The sequence below is a fragment of the Arthrobacter sp. ISL-5 genome, assembly GCF_018613835.1.
Classification (GTDB): domain Bacteria; phylum Actinomycetota; class Actinomycetes; order Actinomycetales; family Micrococcaceae; genus Arthrobacter.
The window spans coordinates 61,521-79,827 of the sequence record NZ_JAGGPM010000025.1; the positions used below are offsets into that span (position 1 = coordinate 61,521).

17 protein-coding genes and 1 pseudogene are annotated in these 18,307 nt (G+C 68.3%); 12 read left to right on the plus strand and 6 right to left on the minus strand.

The window, feature by feature from the left end:
- Window positions 1-8 precede the first annotated feature (8 nt).
- From J7I89_RS13625 to J7I89_RS13675, 11 genes and pseudogenes are all read left to right on the plus strand, one after another.
- The gene (locus J7I89_RS13625; protein WP_214971188.1) at window positions 9-1,211 is read left to right on the plus strand and encodes a thiolase family protein; all 1,203 of its coding nucleotides are present in this window, start codon (window positions 9-11) and stop codon (window positions 1,209-1,211) included.
- A 3-nt stretch (window positions 1,212-1,214) separates the two neighbouring features.
- Window positions 1,215-1,904 carry a 3-oxoacid CoA-transferase subunit A gene (locus J7I89_RS13630; protein ID WP_214971191.1) on the plus strand — a complete coding sequence of 230 codons (690 nt, stop codon included), beginning with the start codon at window positions 1,215-1,217 and terminating at the stop codon, window positions 1,902-1,904.
- Window position 1,905: 1 nt separating this feature from the next.
- Window positions 1,906-2,589: a 3-oxoacid CoA-transferase subunit B gene (locus J7I89_RS13635; RefSeq protein ID WP_056623089.1), complete on the plus strand. Its 684-nt coding sequence runs from the start codon at window positions 1,906-1,908 to the stop codon at window positions 2,587-2,589.
- A gap of 208 nt (window positions 2,590-2,797) precedes the next feature.
- A complete protein-coding gene (locus J7I89_RS13640) occupies window positions 2,798-4,405 on the plus strand; it encodes a flavin monoamine oxidase family protein (RefSeq protein ID WP_251045309.1) in 1,608 nt (535 codons plus the stop codon).
- Window positions 4,402-5,124, plus strand: coding sequence for a Rid family hydrolase (locus J7I89_RS13645; RefSeq protein WP_308159909.1), 723 nt, complete (start codon window positions 4,402-4,404; stop codon window positions 5,122-5,124). The genes J7I89_RS13640 and J7I89_RS13645 overlap by 4 nt, the downstream gene beginning before the upstream one ends.
- 128 nt (window positions 5,125-5,252) lie before the next feature.
- Window positions 5,253-6,089 (plus strand): IclR family transcriptional regulator C-terminal domain-containing protein, encoded by an 837-nt coding sequence (locus J7I89_RS13650; RefSeq protein WP_251045310.1) that lies wholly within the window; start codon window positions 5,253-5,255, stop codon window positions 6,087-6,089.
- A gap of 72 nt (window positions 6,090-6,161) precedes the next feature.
- Window positions 6,162-6,395: pseudogene (locus J7I89_RS13655) on the plus strand (PAS domain-containing protein); the annotation flags it as partial.
- A 164-nt stretch (window positions 6,396-6,559) separates the two neighbouring features.
- A complete protein-coding gene (locus J7I89_RS13660; protein WP_308159910.1) occupies window positions 6,560-7,834 on the plus strand; it encodes a Re/Si-specific NAD(P)(+) transhydrogenase subunit alpha in 1,275 nt (424 codons plus the stop codon).
- Window positions 7,834-8,229 (plus strand): NAD(P) transhydrogenase subunit alpha, encoded by a 396-nt coding sequence (locus tag J7I89_RS13665; protein ID WP_251045323.1) that lies wholly within the window; start codon window positions 7,834-7,836, stop codon window positions 8,227-8,229. The genes J7I89_RS13660 and J7I89_RS13665 overlap by 1 nt, the downstream gene beginning before the upstream one ends.
- A complete protein-coding gene (locus J7I89_RS13670) occupies window positions 8,226-9,599 on the plus strand; it encodes an NAD(P)(+) transhydrogenase (Re/Si-specific) subunit beta (RefSeq protein ID WP_214971198.1) in 1,374 nt (457 codons plus the stop codon). Before J7I89_RS13665 ends, J7I89_RS13670 begins: the two co-directional genes overlap by 4 nt.
- A 110-nt stretch (window positions 9,600-9,709) precedes the next feature.
- Window positions 9,710-10,627, plus strand: a complete 918-nt coding sequence (locus J7I89_RS13675) for a diacylglycerol kinase family protein (protein WP_214971200.1) — start codon at window positions 9,710-9,712, stop codon at window positions 10,625-10,627.
- Between the two features lie 102 nt (window positions 10,628-10,729).
- Here the strand turns inward: J7I89_RS13675 and J7I89_RS13680 are convergent, their stop codons facing one another.
- From J7I89_RS13680 to J7I89_RS13705, 6 genes are all read right to left on the minus strand, one after another.
- Window positions 10,730-11,458: an aspartate/glutamate racemase family protein gene (locus J7I89_RS13680; RefSeq protein WP_214971202.1), complete on the minus strand. Its 729-nt coding sequence runs from the start codon at window positions 11,456-11,458 to the stop codon at window positions 10,730-10,732.
- Window positions 11,459-11,466: 8 nt separating this feature from the next.
- Window positions 11,467-12,906 carry an amidohydrolase family protein gene (locus J7I89_RS13685; RefSeq protein WP_214971204.1) on the minus strand — a complete coding sequence of 480 codons (1,440 nt, stop codon included), beginning with the start codon at window positions 12,904-12,906 and terminating at the stop codon, window positions 11,467-11,469.
- A 10-nt stretch (window positions 12,907-12,916) separates the two neighbouring features.
- Window positions 12,917-13,687, minus strand: coding sequence for an aspartate/glutamate racemase family protein (locus J7I89_RS13690; RefSeq protein WP_214971206.1), 771 nt, complete (start codon window positions 13,685-13,687; stop codon window positions 12,917-12,919).
- Window positions 13,684-14,367: a GntR family transcriptional regulator gene (locus tag J7I89_RS13695; protein WP_214971208.1), complete on the minus strand. Its 684-nt coding sequence runs from the start codon at window positions 14,365-14,367 to the stop codon at window positions 13,684-13,686. Before J7I89_RS13695 ends, J7I89_RS13690 begins: the two co-directional genes overlap by 4 nt.
- Before the next feature lie 107 nt (window positions 14,368-14,474).
- Window positions 14,475-15,812: an MFS transporter gene (locus J7I89_RS13700; protein ID WP_308159912.1), complete on the minus strand. Its 1,338-nt coding sequence runs from the start codon at window positions 15,810-15,812 to the stop codon at window positions 14,475-14,477.
- 376 nt (window positions 15,813-16,188) lie between these two features.
- Window positions 16,189-17,067, minus strand: coding sequence for an amino acid-binding protein (locus J7I89_RS13705; protein WP_214971214.1), 879 nt, complete (start codon window positions 17,065-17,067; stop codon window positions 16,189-16,191).
- Window positions 17,068-17,267: 200 nt separating this feature from the next.
- Between J7I89_RS13705 and J7I89_RS13710 the strand changes: the two genes are divergently transcribed.
- Complete coding sequence (locus J7I89_RS13710) at window positions 17,268-18,224, plus strand: SMP-30/gluconolactonase/LRE family protein (protein WP_214971216.1); 957 nt, start codon at window positions 17,268-17,270, stop codon at window positions 18,222-18,224.
- Window positions 18,225-18,307 lie beyond the last annotated feature (83 nt).

Consider the following 18,307-nt stretch of genomic DNA (forward strand, 5'->3'; position numbering starts at 1 on the left):
GAACAGTTATGAACCAGGCTTTTGTGTACGACGCCGTTCGCACGCCTTTCGGGAAGTTCGGCTCCGGCCTCGCCGGAGTCCGCCCGGATGATCTCGCCGCGCACGTGATCGGCGAGTCCGTTCGCCGGGCCCCCGGCTTGGACGTGGAGCGGATCGACGAGGTGGTCTTCGGCAACGCGAACGGCGCCGGCGAGGAGAACCGGAACATCGCCCGGATGGGCACGCTGCTGGCGGGTTTGCCGGTCTCGATCCCGGGTACCACGGTGAACCGGCTTTGCGGTTCGTCGCTGGACGCGGCGATCATCGCGTCCCGTCAGATCAACGCCGGCGATGCCGACCTGGTCCTGGTGGGCGGCGCCGAGTCCATGTCGCGGGCGCCGTGGGTGCTGCCCAAAACGGAGAAGCCCTACCCGGCCGGGGACATGACCCTGGCCTCCACCACGCTGGGCTGGCGCCTGGTGAACAAGGCCATGCCGAACGAGTGGACCATCTCCCTGGGGGAGGCCACCGAACGGCTCCGTGAGAAGTACGGCGTGACCCGCGAACAGCAGGACGAGTTCGCCGCGGACTCGCACAACCTGTCCGCCGCGGCGTGGGACGAGGGCTTCTACGACAACCTCGTGGCCCCGGTGCCGGGCACGGACCTGGTCCGGGATGAAGGCATCCGCGCCGGGTCCTCGGCCGAGAAGCTCGCCGGCCTGAAGACCGTGTTCCGCACCGAGAACGGCACCGTCACCGCCGGCAACGCCTCCCCGCTGTCCGACGGCGCCTCCGCGGCCTGGATCGGCTCCGAGACCGCCGCCGGGCTGCTCGGGCTCGAGCCGCTGGCCCGGATCGCCGGCCGCGGCGCGCACGCGAACGATCCGCAGTACTTCGGCTACGCCCCGGTGGAGGCCGCGAACAAGGCCCTCGCGAAGGCGGGCATCGGCTGGGACCAGGTGGGCGCCGTCGAACTTAACGAAGCGTTCGCCGCGCAGTCCCTGGCGTGCATCAACGCATGGGGCATCGACCATTCGATCGTGAACCGGCACGGCGGCGCGATCGCCATGGGCCACCCGCTGGGCGCCTCCGGCACCCGCATCCTCGGCACCCTCGCCCGCAGCCTCCAGGCCTCCGGTGAGCGCTGGGGCGTCGCGGCAATCTGCATCGGCGTCGGGCAAGGCCTGGCCGTGGTGCTCGAAAACGTAACTGCTAACAGCGGAAAGGCGTAGGCCATGCTGACTTTCATTGACACCGTGGGCGAGGCCGTCGCCGGCATCAAGGACGGCTCCACCGTGATGATCGGCGGGTTCGGCAACGCCGGGCAGCCGTTCGAGCTGATCGACGCCCTGCTCGACGGCGGCGCCACGGACCTGACCGTGGTGAACAACAACGCCGGACAGGGCGACCAGGGCCTCGCGCTGCTGATCAAGGAAGGGCGGGTCCGCAAGATGATCTGTTCCTTCCCGCGGCAGTCCGATTCCTGGCACTTCGACGCCAAGTACAAGGCGGGAGAAATCGAACTGGAACTCGTGCCGCAGGGCAACCTGGCCGAGCGCATCCGGGCCGCCGGTGCCGGAATCGGCGGCTTCTTTACGCCCACCGGCTACGGCACCATGCTGGCCGAGGGCAAGGAAACCCGGATCATCGACGGCCGCGGACAGGTCTTCGAGACACCCATCCACGCCGACGTCGCCCTCATCAAGGCGCTCAAGGCCGACGGCAAGGGCAACCTCGTGTACCGGAAGACGGCACGGAACTTCGGCCCCATCATGGCCGCGGCCGCGAAGCACACCATCGCCCAGGTGTCGGAGATCGTGCCGACCGGCGGCCTGGATCCGGAGAACGTCGTGACCCCCGGCATTTACGTCAACAGCATTGTCCGCGTGGCCGGCACTGCCGGCAAAACAGAGCAGGTGGCCTGACATGAGCATCCAGACAGCATCTCTCCAGACCAGCGACAAGCCGCTGGGCCGCGATGATCTCGCCCGCCTGGTGGCACGGGACATCAAGCCCGGCTCGTTCGTGAACCTCGGGATCGGCCAGCCCACGCTGGTGTCCAACTACCTCGAGCCCGAGCAGAACATCACGCTCCACACCGAGAACGGGATGCTGGGCATGGGACCCGTCGCCGAGGGGGACCAGATCGACGGCGACCTCATCAACGCCGGCAAGATCCCTGTCACCGAACTGCCCGGGGCGTCCTACTTCCACCACGCCGATTCGTTCGCGATCATGCGCGGCGGGCACCTGGACATCTGCGTGCTCGGCGCGTTCCAGGTCTCCGCGACCGGCGACCTCGCCAACTGGCACACCGGCGCGCCGGACGCCATTCCTGCCGTGGGCGGGGCGATGGACCTGGCCACCGGCGCCAAGGACGTGTTTGTGATGATGACGCTCCTGACCCGGGACGGCGCCTCCAAGATCGTGGACGCCTGCACGTACCCGCTCACCGGGGTGGGCTGCGTGACCCGCGTGTACACGGACAAGGCCGTGTTCCTGACCGGCCCGGACGGCGTCCAGGTCCGCGAGACGTTCGGCTGCACGCTCGAGGAGCTCCAGGCCCTGGTGCCCGTCCCCCTCACGGCAGCCCCCGCCGTCGAACGCTAACCCCCACCACCGCGCGAACTGGCAGCAGATGCCCTCAAATCCCCGCTCTGAGGTCATTAGCTGCCAGTTCGCGCGCACGTGACGTGTGACAGGCTTGCCATTCACTTGTCCGAAATGTAACCGGAATACGACAGAAATTGTCACGGCCTTTTTTGAAACATTTCATCCCTACGCTCGGTGCGTACGCTCCGGTTGAAAGGGATTATGAATGGCAAGCGCAACTCGCAGAAATTTCCTCCGCTACGTTGGCATCGTGGGCGGGGCAGGCGTCATGTACGAGACCATGGCTGCCATGGGGCTCGCACCCGACACCGCTACTCCGGCCTTCGCGGCTCCGCGGGCAGGAGACCTGCAGGGCAACAACGGCAAATCCGTCGTCGTGCTCGGCGGCGGAATCGCAGGACTGACAACTGCTTACGAGCTGGGAAAGGCGGGCTACAAGGTTACTGTCCTCGAGGCGCGGATGCGTCCGGGCGGGCGCAACTGGACAGTCCGCGGCGGCACGGAGGAAACGGACCTCAAGGGTGTCACCCAGCGGGCCGCATTTTCCAAAGACCAGTACATGAACGCCGGTCCGGGACGCATTCCGCAGCACCACGTCACGCTCGACTACTGCAAAGAGCTGGGCGTGGCCATCGAGCCCTTCACCAACCAAAACGCTGATGGCTACCTGTTCCGGGAGGGCAACACCAAGCTGTCCAACAGGCCCATCCGGCACCGCGCCGCCAAGGCCGATGTCTACGGCTACGTCTCCGAGCTGTTGGCGAAAGCCACCGACCAGGGAGCCCTGGACACGTACCTGAGCTCGGCGGACAAGGAAAACCTGATCTCCTTCCTGCAGAACTTCGGCGCCATCGGAGCGAAGGTCCCCGGCGACGCCGCCGGAAGTTTCAAGTACGCGGGCAGCGGCCGCAAAGGCTACTCCACGGTCCCCGGGGCCGGCCTCGAAGCAGGTGAGCCCCTGGCGCCGGACGCTCTGTCCGATGTGTTTGCCAGCGGTGTGGGCAACTACTTCTCGTTCGAGTTTGGCTGGGACCAGGCCATGATGATGTTCCAGCCTGTCGGCGGAATGGACCGCATCCCCTACGCCTTCGAAAAGGCCATCGGAAGGGACAAGTTCGTCTATGGGGCGAAGGTAGTCTCGATGACCAACACGGCTGCCGGGGTCGCCGTCGAGTACACCAATCCGGGAGGACAGGCCCAAAGGATCGAGGCGGACTTTGCCGTCTGCACGCTGCCCCCACACATCGCGGCCAACATTCCCGGCAACCTGCCCGCCGACGTCCTTGAGGCCCTTAAATTCGCCACCCCGAGCGACGCCGGAAAGATCGGCATTGAATACTCCCGGCGCTGGTGGGAGGAGGACCACCGCATCTACGGCGGGATCACCAACACCAACATCGACCTCGGCAACATGTGGTACCCGTCCACCGGATTCCACGGCCAGCGCGGCACGATGGTGGGCTACTACAACACCGGCGCCAATGCCCGCGTGTACCAGTCACTGAGCCCGGCAAACCGCCTGAACCGCGCCCTTGACCAAGGCACCCGCATCCATGGCGACGTGTACCGGAAGGACGTGGCGGCGTCGTTCTCCGTCGACTGGGGCAGCACCGCCTTCTCCGAGGGCGCATGGGTGGGCTGGCCGTCGCAGACCGACGCCAAATACGCCAAACTGCTGGAACCTTCCGGCAACATCTACTTCGCCGGCGATCATCTCAGCCACGCCGTCGCCTGGCAGCACGGTGCCATGACGTCGGCCCGCGCTGCCGTCACCTCCCTGCACACCCGCGTGGCTGCGGCGGTGGCCGGGTGAACACCGTTCTCGGCCCACGCTCCGCCCCGACCCCCGGAAGGAAACCCCTGCTCCGTCGTCAGATCGTACCGATTGCCGCCATCATCGCCGGTATCAGCCTGACCGCCAGCGCGGCCATGGCCGCTCCTGCGGTCTTCGCGGACCTGACTGCCCCGAAGCCAGGCACCACAGTGCCGAACCTCCCGGCGGGCCAGGACAACCCGATGATTGCCGGCGGAGTGGCGATCGGCGCCAACACGGCAATCTACAAGACCAGCGGCCTGGGTCCGTCCGCGCTGAACGCGTCAGCTCCGGCCGGCAGCGAGGAACGCTACATCGACCCCGCGGTGTTCCCCGGCGGGGTTCTCCCCGCGGGAGTGACAATCACGGAGGCGCAGGGCATTAACGCCCTGCGCCGGATCGGTGAGAACCTCGCCCAGGCGGGGCTGGACTACGACGACGTCATCACCATGCGCGTCTTCCTCCAGAATCCGGCCGGGGCGGAAAAGGCCGATTTCGACGGCTGGAACAGGGCGTACCGGCAGTACTTCGCCAACACCAACCTTGCTGACGGGACGCCGGTCAAAGTCCGCCTTGGCTCAGCAGAGCCGGCAGCGCCCTTCGTGGTGAACGCCGCACGGCCATCGCGCTTTGCCCTGGAGATCGAGAACCTGCCGGTGAATGGCTGGCTCGTCGAGGTGGAGGTCGACGCCGCGTACCCGGCTCCAGCGGGGAAGTAACCGGGCCCTCCTTTCAGCGCGAACTGGCAGCAGATGCCCTCAAATCCGCGATCTGAGGTCATTAGCTGCCAGTTCGCGCTTCGGGGCGGGGCCGGAAGTGCCCGTTCGCGCGAATAGGATTGGTAACCATGACCGACGCAGCAGCAGGGACCGCATCGAGGGCCGGCCGCCCGCCGAAAACCGGCGCGCCGGCGGCGAGTGACCAGTATGTGCAGTCCCTGGCGCGGGGGCTGGCCGTGATCCGCGCGTTCGACACCGACCACTCCGTCATGACCCTGACCGAGGTGGCCGCGCGCACCGACCTGACCCGTGCCACGGCCCGCCGCTTCCTGCACACGCTCGTCGAACTCGGCTACGTGCGGACGGACGGCAAGACATTCGCGCTCACGGCCCAGGTGCTGCAGCTCGGGTACGCCTACCTGTCCGGCCTGTCCCTCCCGCAGCTTGCCCAGCCGCACCTCGAGGAGCTGTCCCTCAAGCTCGGGGAATCCACGTCGGCCGCGGTGCTGGACGGCACGGACATCGCCTACATTGCCCGCGTGACCACGCGCCGGATCATGAACATCGGCATCACGGTGGGCACCCGGTTCCCTGCCTACGCGACGTCGATGGGCAGGGTGCTGCTCGCCGCCCTTCCGCCCGCAAAGCTCAAGGAATACCTGGCCGCGGCCGAGATCAAGCCGCTCACACCGCGCGCCGTCGGCACCGTCCAGGAGCTCCTGGCCGTCCTGGACACCGTCCGCGCCCAGGGCTGGTGCCTGCTGGACCAGGAGCTCGAGCTGGGGCTCATGTCCGTCGCGGCACCCGTCTACCACGGCACGAAGGTGGTGGCAGCCGTCAACGTTTCCCTGCAGGCCCAGAGCGTTGCGGCCAAGCCGGACCCCGAGGCCTACCTGGACTCGGTGCGCAAGGAAATCGTGGCCACTGCGGAGCGGATTTCGTCGGACTTTTCCACGGGACGCTAGGCGGGAAACCGCAGGTCGGGCCGCCTTTCCCCGGTGGGGGGATTGTAGGGTTCGGCGGTCCTCAACGCGCTTCCCGCCATGGTGGGGTACTGGGACCGGGAGCTGCGGAACAGGCTTGCCAACGATGCGTATGTCGGCTGGGTCGGGCGGACGCCGGAGCAGGCTCGCGGACTCCACATGCGCGACGTCGTGGGCGAGGACGCGTACCGGGAGAATCTGCCGTACATCGCCGGCGTCCTCCAAGCCCTCTACCGGGCCAAACAGTGCGGCCGCAACAGCACTGTCAGGTACCGCAGCGGAACGTAGGCCGGTCTGTTGCGCCCGCCCTACTGCCGCGCAGCCCCGCTGGGTCATAGACTCAAGCCAACCATGTGTAGCAGCGCGGCTCACCGGGCCCCCGCCAGCAGCGGCAACCAGGCAGGCGGCAACCAGGCAGGCGCAGCTGCATTCGTCCGGAAGGGGAGTGGCGGGTGAAGCTAGGAATACCGAGGGAGCGCCGGGAAGGTGAGCGGCGGGTGGCTGCGACGCCGGAAACGGTGAAGCAGCTGACCGGGCTGGGCCTTGACGTGCTGGTCGAATCGAGGGCAGGGTCGTCCGCCGGGCACGGCGACGAGGACTACCGCCAGGCCGGCGCCCGGATCGTCCCGGACCTTGACCCGGCAGAACTGGATGTCCTGGCCCACGTCCGCCCGCTCGAACCGTCAACGGCCCGGTCCCTTAAATGGGGCGCCGTCACCGTCGGCCTGGCCTCGCCGTCGACCGAACTGGCCGTCGTCCAGTCGCTCGCCGAGGGCGGCGTGACGTCCTTCGCCCTCGAGCTGGTGCCGCGCATCTCCCGCGCCCAGTCCATGGACGCGCTCTCCTCACAGGCGCTGGTGGCCGGCTACCGCTGCGTACTCGAGGCCGCCATCCGGCTGCCCCGCTTCTTTCCCCTCTACATGACGGCCGCCGGAACGGTCCCGCCCGCGCGGGTGCTGGTGCTCGGCGTCGGCGTGGCCGGGCTGCAGGCCATCGGCACCGCCAAGAGGCTGGGCGCGCGGGTCTCGGCCAACGACATCCGGCCGTCCTCGGCCGAAGAGGTCACCTCGATGGGCGGCACGTTCATCAACCTGGATCTTGAGACGGCGGAGGCGTCCGGCGGCTACGCCCGTGAACTCAGCGCGGACCGCGGCGCCCGGCAGCGCGAGCTCCTGGCGCCGCACGTCGCCGACGCGGACGTGCTGATCACGACGGCGGCCGTCCCCGGCAGGCGGGCCCCGCTCCTGGTGACCCATGACATGGTGCGGGGCATGCGCCCCGGATCGGTCGTCGTCGACCTCGCCGCGGAATCCGGCGGCAACGTGGAGGGCTCGATGCCCGGCCGGGACATTCACGTCCCCACCGCCGACGGCCACGGTACCGTCACCCTCGTGGGGCTGAAGGACGCGCCGTCGGCCATGCCCGCCGATGCCTCGCGCCTGTACGCCAAGAATGTGGCCAACCTGCTCGCCCTGATGACCCGCGACGGCACCGTCGCTCCGGACTTCGACGACGACGTGGTGGCCGGGGCGTGCCTGACGCACGACGGCGTGGTGCGGCACGCGCCGACGGCGGAGGCCCTCGCGGCGATCGCCGGGCCGGCGGGGTTCCCCGAGCAGGCGCCCCCCGAACAGGCGCCCCCGGAGAGCGAGCTCTCCGAACAGGCGGGGCCTCCGGAGGGCGAGCTCTCCGGAGAGAAGGCGTCCGAGAACGAGGGGGTGTCATGATGGACGGCATCAGCCTCCTGACCATCACCGTGCTGGCGGTCTTTGTCGGCTTCGAAGTGGTTTCCAAAGTCTCCAGCACCCTGCACACACCGCTGATGTCCGGCGCAAACGCCATCCACGGCATCATCCTGGTGGGCGCCATCATCGTTGCCGGCCAGGCTGCGCACCCCTGGGTGTTGGCCGTGGCGCTCCTCGCGGTGGTCCTCGCCACCGCGAACCTGGTGGGCGGCTTCGTGGTGACGGACCGCATGCTGGAGATGTTCCGGGGCCGCCGGGGCGCGGCGGACAAACCGCCGGGGAAGCCGTCCGCCTCGGGCGGGCCTCACGCGGGCGGGCCGTCCGACATCAAAGCGCACGAGGGCAAAGCACCTGAAGGCAAGGGGAGCGTCCGGTGACCCTTCTCGATCCCACCCTGACCTCGCTGCTGTACCTCGCCGCCGCCGTCTTCTTCATCCTGGCCCTCAAGGGCCTCAACTCACCCCGCACCGCCCGCCGCGGCAACCTGGTCGGCGCCTTCGGGGCGCTCCTGGCCGTGGTGACGGTGTTCTTCTCGGTCAGGCTGGACAACGTCCCGTGGATTCTCGGCGCCATCGCCGTGGGGTCCGGCGTGGCCGCGCCCGTGGCCCGGCGGGTGAAGATGACCCAGATGCCGCAGCTCGTGGCCCTCTTCAACGGCGTGGGCGGCGGCGCCGCGGCGCTCGTGGCGCTGCTTGAGCTTCCGCATGCCGACGACGGCTGGATGCGTCTCGCCGTCGTCTTTACTCTGCTGGTGGGCGCGGTGTCCTTCGCCGGCTCCGCCATCACCTTCGCCAAGCTCCAGGAGCTGATGACCACCCGGCCCGTGGTGTTCCCCGGGCTGCCCGTGCTCATGGGTGCAGTACTGCTCGCGGCGGTGGGTTCCGGCGCCGCCGTCGTTCTCGGGGGTTCGCTCGCGCTCGCCCTGGTGCTCCTGGTGCTGGGACTGCTGGCCGGCGTGCTGCTGGTGCTTCCCGTCGGCGGCGCGGACGTGCCCATCGTCATCTCCCTGCTGAACGCGTTCACCGGCCTGGCCGTCGCGGCCTCCGGCCTGGTGCTGGGCAACGTGCTCCTGGTGGTGGCGGGCACGCTGGTGGGTGCCTCGGGCACCATCCTCACCCGCGCCATGGCCGCGGCCATGGGCCGCAGCGTCGCGGGCATCCTGTTCGGGGCGTTCAAGGGAAATTCGACGGCGGGATCCACGGCCGTGAGCGACCGGCCCGTGCGCTCTTCCAGCGCGGAGGACGTGGCGGTGCTGCTGGGCTACGCGCAGCGTGTGATCATCGTGCCCGGCTACGGCCTTGCAGTGGCTCAGGGCCAGCACACCGCGGCGGAGCTGGCGCTGGCGCTCGAGGCCCGCGGCATCCGGGTGGACTTCGCCATCCACCCCGTGGCGGGGCGCATGCCGGGGCACATGAACGTGCTGCTCGCCGAGGCCAACGTGCCCTACGAATCGCTCAAGGAGATGAGCGAGATCAACTCCGAATTCCGGACCGCCGACGTCGCGCTGGTGGTAGGCGCCAACGACGTGGTCAACCCCGCGGCCAAGACGTCGGCCGGCTCGCCGATCTACGGCATGCCCATCCTCGAGGTGGCCGACGCGCGGCAGGTGGTGTTCCTCAAGCGCTCCCTCCGCCCCGGATTCGCCGGGATCGAGAACGAACTCATGTACGAGCCGCAGACCACGCTGCTGTTCGGCGACGCGAAGGACTCCCTCACGAAGGTGCTCGGGGCCGTGAAGGCGCTCTGAGGGCGCAATTTCCGGCCGGCCGCGCCGTCCCGGACCCCTACGGGCAGCCGGCGAACCCCGCTACGATGTGAATTCCCGGGTTAACCGCCCCTCTGCCGTTGAAGGACACCATGACAGCCAAGAACGCCTCCTCGCCGAAACGGGCCGCCGTGGTCATCAACCCCGCCAAGGCCGCGGGTTCCGACCTCCGCGCTTCCCTGGTCAGGCTCTGCGATACGCAGGGCTGGGCCGAGCCGCTTTGGCTGGAAACGACGGAAGAGGACCCCGGCGTCGGCCAGGCGCGCCAGGCGCTTGAGGCGGGGGTCGACGTCGTCATTGCCGCCGGCGGCGACGGAACCGTGCGGTGCGTCGCGGAGGTCCTGGCCGGAACGGACACGCCGCTGGGACTCGTGCCGCTGGGTACCGGCAACCTGCTGGCCCGCAACATGGGGGTGGAGATCGCCGACCCCGTTTCCGCCGCGTATGACGTCCTGAACGGCACGGAACGCACCGTGGACGTGGTCAGGAGCAGGTTTGACCAGTCCGAGGACGAGAATGTCTTCCTGGTCATGGCCGGAGTGGGCTACGACGCCGCGATCATGGCCGACACCGTGGACATCCTCAAGGACCGCATGGGCTGGCTCGCCTACGTGGAGGCCGGCATCCGCAAGCTGCCGGGCAAGCCGGTGAAGGCCACCATCACGGTTGACGGCCGGGACCCGGTGAAGCGCAGAATCCGCAGCGTGATGATCGGCAACTGCGGGCAGATCATGGGCGGCATCGAAATATTTCCCGAGGCGAAGGTGGACGACGGCGTCCTGGATCTCCTCATCCTCGCGCCCCGAGGCCGGCTCGGATGGCTCGGGGTGGTGAAGGGCATCTTCGGCCGCCGGAAGAACCGGACCGAATCCGCCGAGTACTTCCAGGGCCGAACGGCCGAGGTGACCCTCCACCACGGACAGGAGTTCCAGCTGGACGGCGACCACGTGGGGTCCGGAAAGCACATGAGCGTCAGGGTGGATCCCGGGGCGCTCAGGATCCGCATGTAGTTCGACGGCGGCGGCCCGCTCCCAGTGGACGGGCCGCCGCCGTCTGCCTTGCCTGGGCTGCGACCGTGCCTTGGGGGGGGGTGGCAGGGCCGGCGGGCTGGATCAGTCCGCGAGCAGCCGGCCCCACCTCGGTGCGAGCAAGGGGGACCCGGCAAGTTTCAGGCAGTGCCACAGGGTCACGGCCACCGAGTCCAGCACCGGAACGCCGGTGCCGGCCTCGATCTCCGCGGCGATGTTGGCGCCGTACAGGTTGGTGCAGAGATAGATCAGGGCATCCGGTGCGGCTGCCGCCAGTTCGAGTGAGCCGGGGCGCATCTCGTCATCCGTGACGCGGCCGAAGGACTCGTTGTCGCTCAGGCCAAGGCAGGTGTGGGCGACCGTCTTGATGCCGTCCCGCTCGTAGGACGCCACGATGGCCTGGTTGACGTCCGCCGTGTACGGCGTGAACAGCCCGATCCGCTCGGTGCCGAACTCGCGGAACGCCTCCATGTAGGCGAGCGTGGACGTGGTGGCCGGAATGCCGGTGGCGTCCCGGATTTCACGGACCAGTTCGCGGTCGTGGTCCCCCCCGAGCCATGACCCCGAGGTGCCGTTCCAGGCGATGACGTCCACGTCCGCCGTCGCGAGCAGCTGGGCCGCTGCGCGCATGACGGCGGGGTCGAACTGCCGGTCCGACGAGTCGTCCAGGGCGATCCGCGTCACGGGAATCCGGGTGAAATGGATGGTGACATCATCCCGGTCGCCCAGGATGCGGTAGCTCTGCGGTTCCAGGCAGGTGTTGGAGGACGGCACGATCATGCCGATGCGAGTCTTGCGTGTTGCGGCAGGCACTTGTTCTCCTAAGCGGTGGCAGCGGCGGTGGCGGTGGCGGGGGACAGCAGCGGGGCGGCCGCGAGGTGCTCCCGGAATCCGTTCCGGGCCACGAAGCGCCCCACGGGGCCGGGATCGTGGAAGCCGCCAGCGTCCAGGACCACCCGTCCGGCCGAGACCACGACGGCGGGCCAGCCGGTGAGCGTCCGGCCGTCGAACGGCGAGAAATCAGTGCCCATGTGCAGCGCGCCGCCGTCGACCGTGCGCTGTTCGGCGGGATCGAAAACCACGAGGTCGGCGTCGAAGCCGGCGGCGATGGTCCCCTTGCCGGGAAGGGCGTTGATGCGGGCCGGACCGGCGGCGAAGACCTCCACGAAGTCCTCCACGGAGCCGCCCGCGGAAGCCAAGGCCGTGAAAGTCACGGGCATCCGCGTTTCCACGCCCGGCAGGCCGTGCGGCATGGCCCGGATGTCATCCGAGCGCTCCCGTTTCTGCGACAGGTCATAGCAGGAGTGGTCCGAGGAAACAGTGTGGATCGCCCCGTCTGCCAGCCGTTCCTTCAGGGCGGCGACGGTTTCGGGGCTGCGCATGGGCGGGCAGCAGGCGTACCACTCGGGAAATGCCGAGCCATACACCGTGTCATCCAGGGTCAGGTAGTGCGGGCAGGTCTCGGAGTACGCTTCCTGGCCGCGGGCCCTGGCCTCGGTGACCAGGTCAACGGCCCCGGGGGTGGACTGGTGGACGAAGTACACGGGTGCCTTGGTGTAGTCGGCCATGGCCAGGGTCTCCTTGACCGAGACCTCCTCGGCAAGTTCCGGGCGCGTCCGGTGCAGGTGTTCGATGCCGATCCTGCCGTCGTCGGCGTGCTGCCCGGTGCAGTCCGCGATGATGGGATCGTGTTCCGCGTGGATGTAGGTGAGGCCGTCCAGGTGGACCATTTCGCGCATGACCTTCAGGATGGTGTCCCCGTCCGCCATGGTGGTGCCCCGGTTGGTGGTGTACATCTTGACCGACCGCACGCCCTCCGCGGCCAGCTGCTCCAGTTGCCAGGGCACGGTCTCGTCCCAGCTGACCACCGAGCCGTGCAGGGCGACGTCGCAGCGGGACTCCTGCGCCAGCTCCTTCTTGTGCAGGACGGCCGCAAGCGGTGTCTCCTGGGCGTCCCGGGGGATGCCGAAGTCGATGATGGTGGTGGTGCCGCCCCACAGCGCTGCCGTTGAGGTGGTCCGGTAGTCGTCCAGGGTCCGGAAGCGTCCGGTCACCTGGGCCACGTGGCAGTGGCCGTCCACGCCGCCGGGGATCACGAGCTTCCCGGCGGCGTCGATGGTGCGGTTGGCGTCGGGGACAGGCGCCGAGGCGTCGACCAGCTGGGCGATCCTGCCGTCCCGCACCACGATGTGGGCGTTCTGGCGGCCGAAGCTGTTGACCACGGTGCCGTTGGCAATGACAAGGTCTGGGGTGTTGGACATCGGTGTCCTCCTAGTTTTTTGAAGCGGCGGGTGCAGACTGGGCGGCGGCGAGGGCGGCGTCGAGGTTTTCCGAGAGGCCCCTGCGGGCCTTGACCGGCGGAGGAGCGAATGCGCCGGCACGGTGCGGGCCGGACTCGAGGCCCACCACGGCCTCCGCCATGCGGATGCCGGCGGAGATGCCGTCCACCACGGGGACCGGAATCTGCCCCCGCAGGTCGCGGGCCAGTCCCGCCAGCGGGGCGCCGGCAAGGATCACGACGTCGGCCCCGTCCTCGGTGACGGCCTGCCGGCTGAGTGCCAGAAGGGTTTCCTTGAAGTCCTGCTGCACCGAGCCGATGGCGTTGAGGCTTTCGTTGATGGAGCGGATGGAGGCCAGCCGGCCGCCGAGCCCGAACCGTTCGACGCAGTCCAGGTACCACGGCCGGATCCGGTCCGAGATGGCGATGATGGAGAACCGGTGCCCCTGCAGGGCCGCGGCGCACAGGGCAGCCTCGGTGATGCCGATGACGGGAACGTCGGCGAGTTCCTTCAGGGCCGGCATGCCGGGATCGCCGAAGGCTGCCACCACCACGCCGTCGACGCGGCCGTGATGCTCGGCAATGATCTCGGCCACGGCGCCGGCCGCGATCAGGGACTCAAAGCGGGTTTCGATGTATTCCACCCCGTGCCCGGCAGTGCGGACCACCAGCTCCGTGCCCGGGGACGCGGAGCGCAGGGCCTCCGACTCGATGAGGGCGGTGACGTCGTCGCTGATGTTGGGGTTGATGACGAGTAGCTTCATGATTTCTTCCGGTGAAGGGCGGGTTCCGTTTTCCGGAAGTCCTCGGGGAACTGCTCGCGGTACTTGCCGATGTGCGACGCCGACTGGGCGGCGGCGCGGTCCGGATCGCCGCTGGCGATGGCGGCGTACAGCTCGCGGTGTTCCTGGATCAGTTCCGGCAGGTCGCTGACATGGCGGAACAGCCAGTGCATGCGGCCCTGGAGGGGTTCCAGCGCGGATTTGAGAAAGTTGTTGTCGGCGATGGCGGTGATGGCGTCGTGGAATTCGCTGTTGGCACGGTGGGCCTCCATGACGGCGCCCTTGGCGAGGCAGCGGTCCGCCTCGTCGAGCAGGCCTTCCAGGCGGGCCAGGTCATCCGCGGTGGCGCGGGCGGCGGCGAGCCGGCAGGCCAGCACCTCGAGTGACTGCCGGACGTCGAAGAGGTCCTCCACGTCCTTGGGGCTGAGGGTGCTGACTTCCGCGCCGCGTGCGCCGCGGTCGCTGATGAGGCCTTCCATGCGCAGCATGCGCAGCGCTTCCCGGACGGGAAGGCGCGACACGTTGAATTCCGCGGCGAGATCACGTTCCACCAGCCGCGTGCCGGGAGCGTAATGTCCTTCAAAGATCCGGGTGCGGAGTGTGTCCCGGACGGCCTCGCGGAGGGGGCGTTCCTTGTCCTGGGTCTCTTCGGCGGTAAGCATGGTGCTCCATTCGGATTCTTCGGTGACATTGCGCCCCGGCGGGCGGGAGATGGTGCTGTGGCCTAGCTTAGGGCGGCTGGCCTAGGCGGTTGGCCCAGACAGTTGGCCTAGACGGGAAGCCGCTTGTTGTAGTCCAGGGTCAGGACGGACACGCCCATGATGATGGCGGATCCCACGAAGTACAGCAGCGCCCACGTGTAGGAGTCCGTGGCCCCGACGATCAGGCCGACGGCGATCGGTGTGACAAAGCCGGAGATGTTGCCGCTGAAGTTCATGGCACCGCCCAGGACGCCGGCGTTGGTCCGGCCGCCGAGGATGGAGGGGATGCTCCAGAAGAGGCCCACCCAGCGGAGGAAGAACATGACCACCGAGAGCAGGACAACCGCGGTGGTGGGGTCGGCCACCACCGTCACGCCCACCAGGCCGCCGATCACCACGACGCTGGAGATGCCCAGGAGGGTGCGCATGACGCGGTTGGCCGAGGCGCCGGACGCCCGCCACTTGTCGGCGATGTTGCCGCCGAGGATTTCACCGACGAAGCCGGCTCCGAAGATCACGAAGGTGGACCAGCCGATGGTCTTCAGGTCAAAGCCCTTGGCCTGCGCGAGGTAGAGCGGGCCCCAGGTGAGCAGGCCGTAGAACACGCCGTTGAAGCCCAGCCAACCGAAGCACATGGCCCAGAAGGAACGGAACCTCAGGTAGGGAAGCAGGGCGCGCTTGCCCTTGCTGCCGTCGAGTTCGGCTTCGGCGTCCTCCGCGGCGTGGGAGGCCTCGATGTATTCGGCCTCGGCAGCATTGACTCCGCGGTGCTGGCGCGGATTGTCACGGACGTACCACCAGACCGCCAGGCCCATGAGCACCGTGGCGGCACCGGCGATGATGAACGCCGTGCGCCAGCTGCCGGTGGAGGCGATGAGTCCGGCGATCAGGATGCCGCCCAGGCCCGCGCCGAGCGGCGCGCCGGCGTCCAGGATGGTGGCGCCGCGGCCGCGCTCTGACTTGTGCATCCAGATGGCGTTCAGCTTGCCGCCGGCGGGCATGACGCCCGCCTCCGTGACGCCGATACCGAGGCGGGCGATGAACATGCTGAGGAAGCCGCCGGCCAGGCCCGAGGCGGCGGTTGCGGCGCCCCAGCCCACGCAGGATGCCGTCATGACCTTGCGCGGACCGAACTTGTCGATGAGCCAGCCGACCGGGATCTGCATCAGGGCGTAGGTCCAGAAGAAGGCCGACAGCAGGAGGCCCACGAGCTCCGGGGCGAGGTTGAATTCCTTTTGGATGATGGGCAGTGCCACGGAGATGGAGCCGCGGTCGATGTAGTTGACGGCGACGAGGACCAGCAGCAGCAGAAAAAGCTTCCAGCGGACGTTGGTGCGCCGTTGCACGCCGTCCTTGCCGGGTTCGCCGCCGGCGGCGGCAACTGTGGTTTGGGCTTCGGTTGTCACGGTTTCAGTATTGGGGAGAGACACAGCTTCTCCTTCACGGGGAAGTTTGCGGACAGGGGGAACGAGCTTGGGTGTTTAGGAGTGTGCGGCCGCGGGTTGGGCGGCGGGAATCGTGGAGCGAAGGCCTGCAGCGGCGTTCCGGAATCGCCTGGCCACTCTGTACGGGTCCGTCGATGCTGGACCATTTGGGATCCCGTTTTGGGATCCCAAAATCAAAGGTAGGAGTGACCGGCGCCACTGTCAAGAGTTTTCTGTGCAGGCGGGTGCTGCTTGGGCTAATTACCGAATGTGACTGGCCGGCCGCGCACAGACGGCCGCCCGCCCCGTCGTCCGTGGGTGCCGGAGGCGGGGCGGGCGGATGCTGGCTTTCGGGCGGCTAGCTTTCGGCCAGAACACCGGCTTCCCTGGTGTCCCGGGGGCCGGCGGGCACGTGGGCGAGGATCTCGGCGAGCTCCGCGAGCCGGTGCGCGCGGGCTGATTCGGCGGGTGTGAACGGTTCGCCGGGGCGGTAGAAGGTGATGGGTCCGTGCCAGGCGGTGGGGATCTTGAGGAGGGTCCCGGCGTCGTTCGTTTCGGCCGTCTGGCGGGCGGTTTCACTGTCCTCCGGCAGGATCCGCGCGGACAGCAGTTCCGCGACGGCGAGCGGAAGTTCCTGCGGGCTCGCGGCGATCCGTGCCGCCAGGCTCAGGGCCTTCGTCTGCCCGTCGGCCACTGCCAGGGCCGTGGTGGGCCATGCCTGCGGCTGCCTGCCGCCGCCGTCTTCCAGCGCCTCCACCAGCTGCCGCTCGGTCACCTTGCCTGGCGTGGACAGCACGAATTCATCCATGACACCGCCCCGGACCGGATGGACGTGGATGCTGAGGATGTTGGTGTCCAGCAGGGCCAGCGACCGGGTGATTTTCTTCAGCGAACCCGGCTGGTCGCGCAGCACGGTCCTGGCCCGCCACAGGGCGGGGGCCGCACCGAGCCGCCGGCGGTGCCGCAGCGCGGGCGCGTGGAGCCAGCGCCGCAGGATCCGCGCCGCGGACGGCTCGGCCACCCAGATGACCAGGACCGTGGCGGTGAGCGTGAGCACCAGGACCTTGGCCAGGTACGGCAGGTGCGTCTGGACCACGAGGGCGTGCACCAGCAGTTCGATGGGGAGCATGACGGCGACATTGGCCACCGTGAGGCGGGTCTTGGGAGGCTCGGGCATCTGGCCGCAGACCTCGCAGCTTAATTCAGCCGTGGCAGGCGTGGGTGCTTGAGGCTTCATGATGCCAGCCTGCCGGGCAGCTGTTACGGGCGCGTTGCCCCCGCGTTCCGATCGCGGGAAGATTTCCGGGCCGGGACCTGACGCCTGATTTCCGGCGCTATGGCCAGCTCCACACTGCGGTACCTACACTGAAAAGACCAGCGTGCGGAGCTCCGTACAACGGCCAGCTCGCACGGAAAGAGTCGATTCCGGAGAGCATCATGCATCTCAGCTTAGTTTCAGGAAAAACACGCCGCCATGCGGCCGCAGGGTTAGTTGCCCTCGCCGCCCTCCTGATCCCGGCACCCGTCGCATCGGCCGGGCAGGCACAGTCCGAAGACGAATCCAAAGTCATCCTGCTGGACGGAGCAAAGGGTGCCGAGGGCATCGCCGCCGGCGAAGGCAGCACCTTCTTCGCGGGCGATCTGGTCACGGGGGACATTTACCGTGGCGATATCCACAAAGACACGGCCAAGAAGTTCATCGACGCTCCCGACGGCCGCGTGGCCGTTGGCCTTAAGGCCGATACCCGCAACGACCTGCTGTTCGTGGCCGGCGGCCCCACCGGCCAGGCCTACGTCTATGACACGGACACCAAGAAGACGGTCAAGACCTACCAGCTGACGGACAAGGCCGCGTTCATCAACGACGTCGCACTGACCGAGGACGGCGCCTGGTTCACCAACTCCCAGCAGGGCGAGCTGTACTTTCTCCCGGTGGACGACGACGGCGACCTCGGCGACGTACGCACGCTGGCGCTCAAGGGCCCGGCTGCCGACCTCTCCGGCGCCTTCAACCTCAACGGCATCGCCTATTCCCCTGACGCTCGCAGGCTCGTGGTGGCCCACTCCGCCAACCAGGCCCTGTACACGGTCAGCCCGCGGACCGGGGCAAGCACGAAGATCGACGGCATCACCGTGCCCAACGGCGACGGTCTCGTGGTGAAGGACGACATCGTGTGGGTGGTGCAGAACTTCATCAACCAGGTGAGCCGCATCCGCGTCAACTTCCACGAGTCGACCGGGAGCGTGAGGGAGGTCATCACCAGCCCGCACTTCAACATTCCGACGACGGCCGCCCTCTTCCATGACTCCCTTGCCGTGGTGAACGCGAAATTCGGCGTCGCGAATGCCACCACCTTCGAAGCGGTTGTGGTGGATGCCCACCCGCACCACTGACCGGAGACCCACCTAACAGCCCTCTTCTGCAGAGGGGAGAACCCGCCAACGTAAGCTGTTAAGCGCACGCCAGCGCCGCCGTC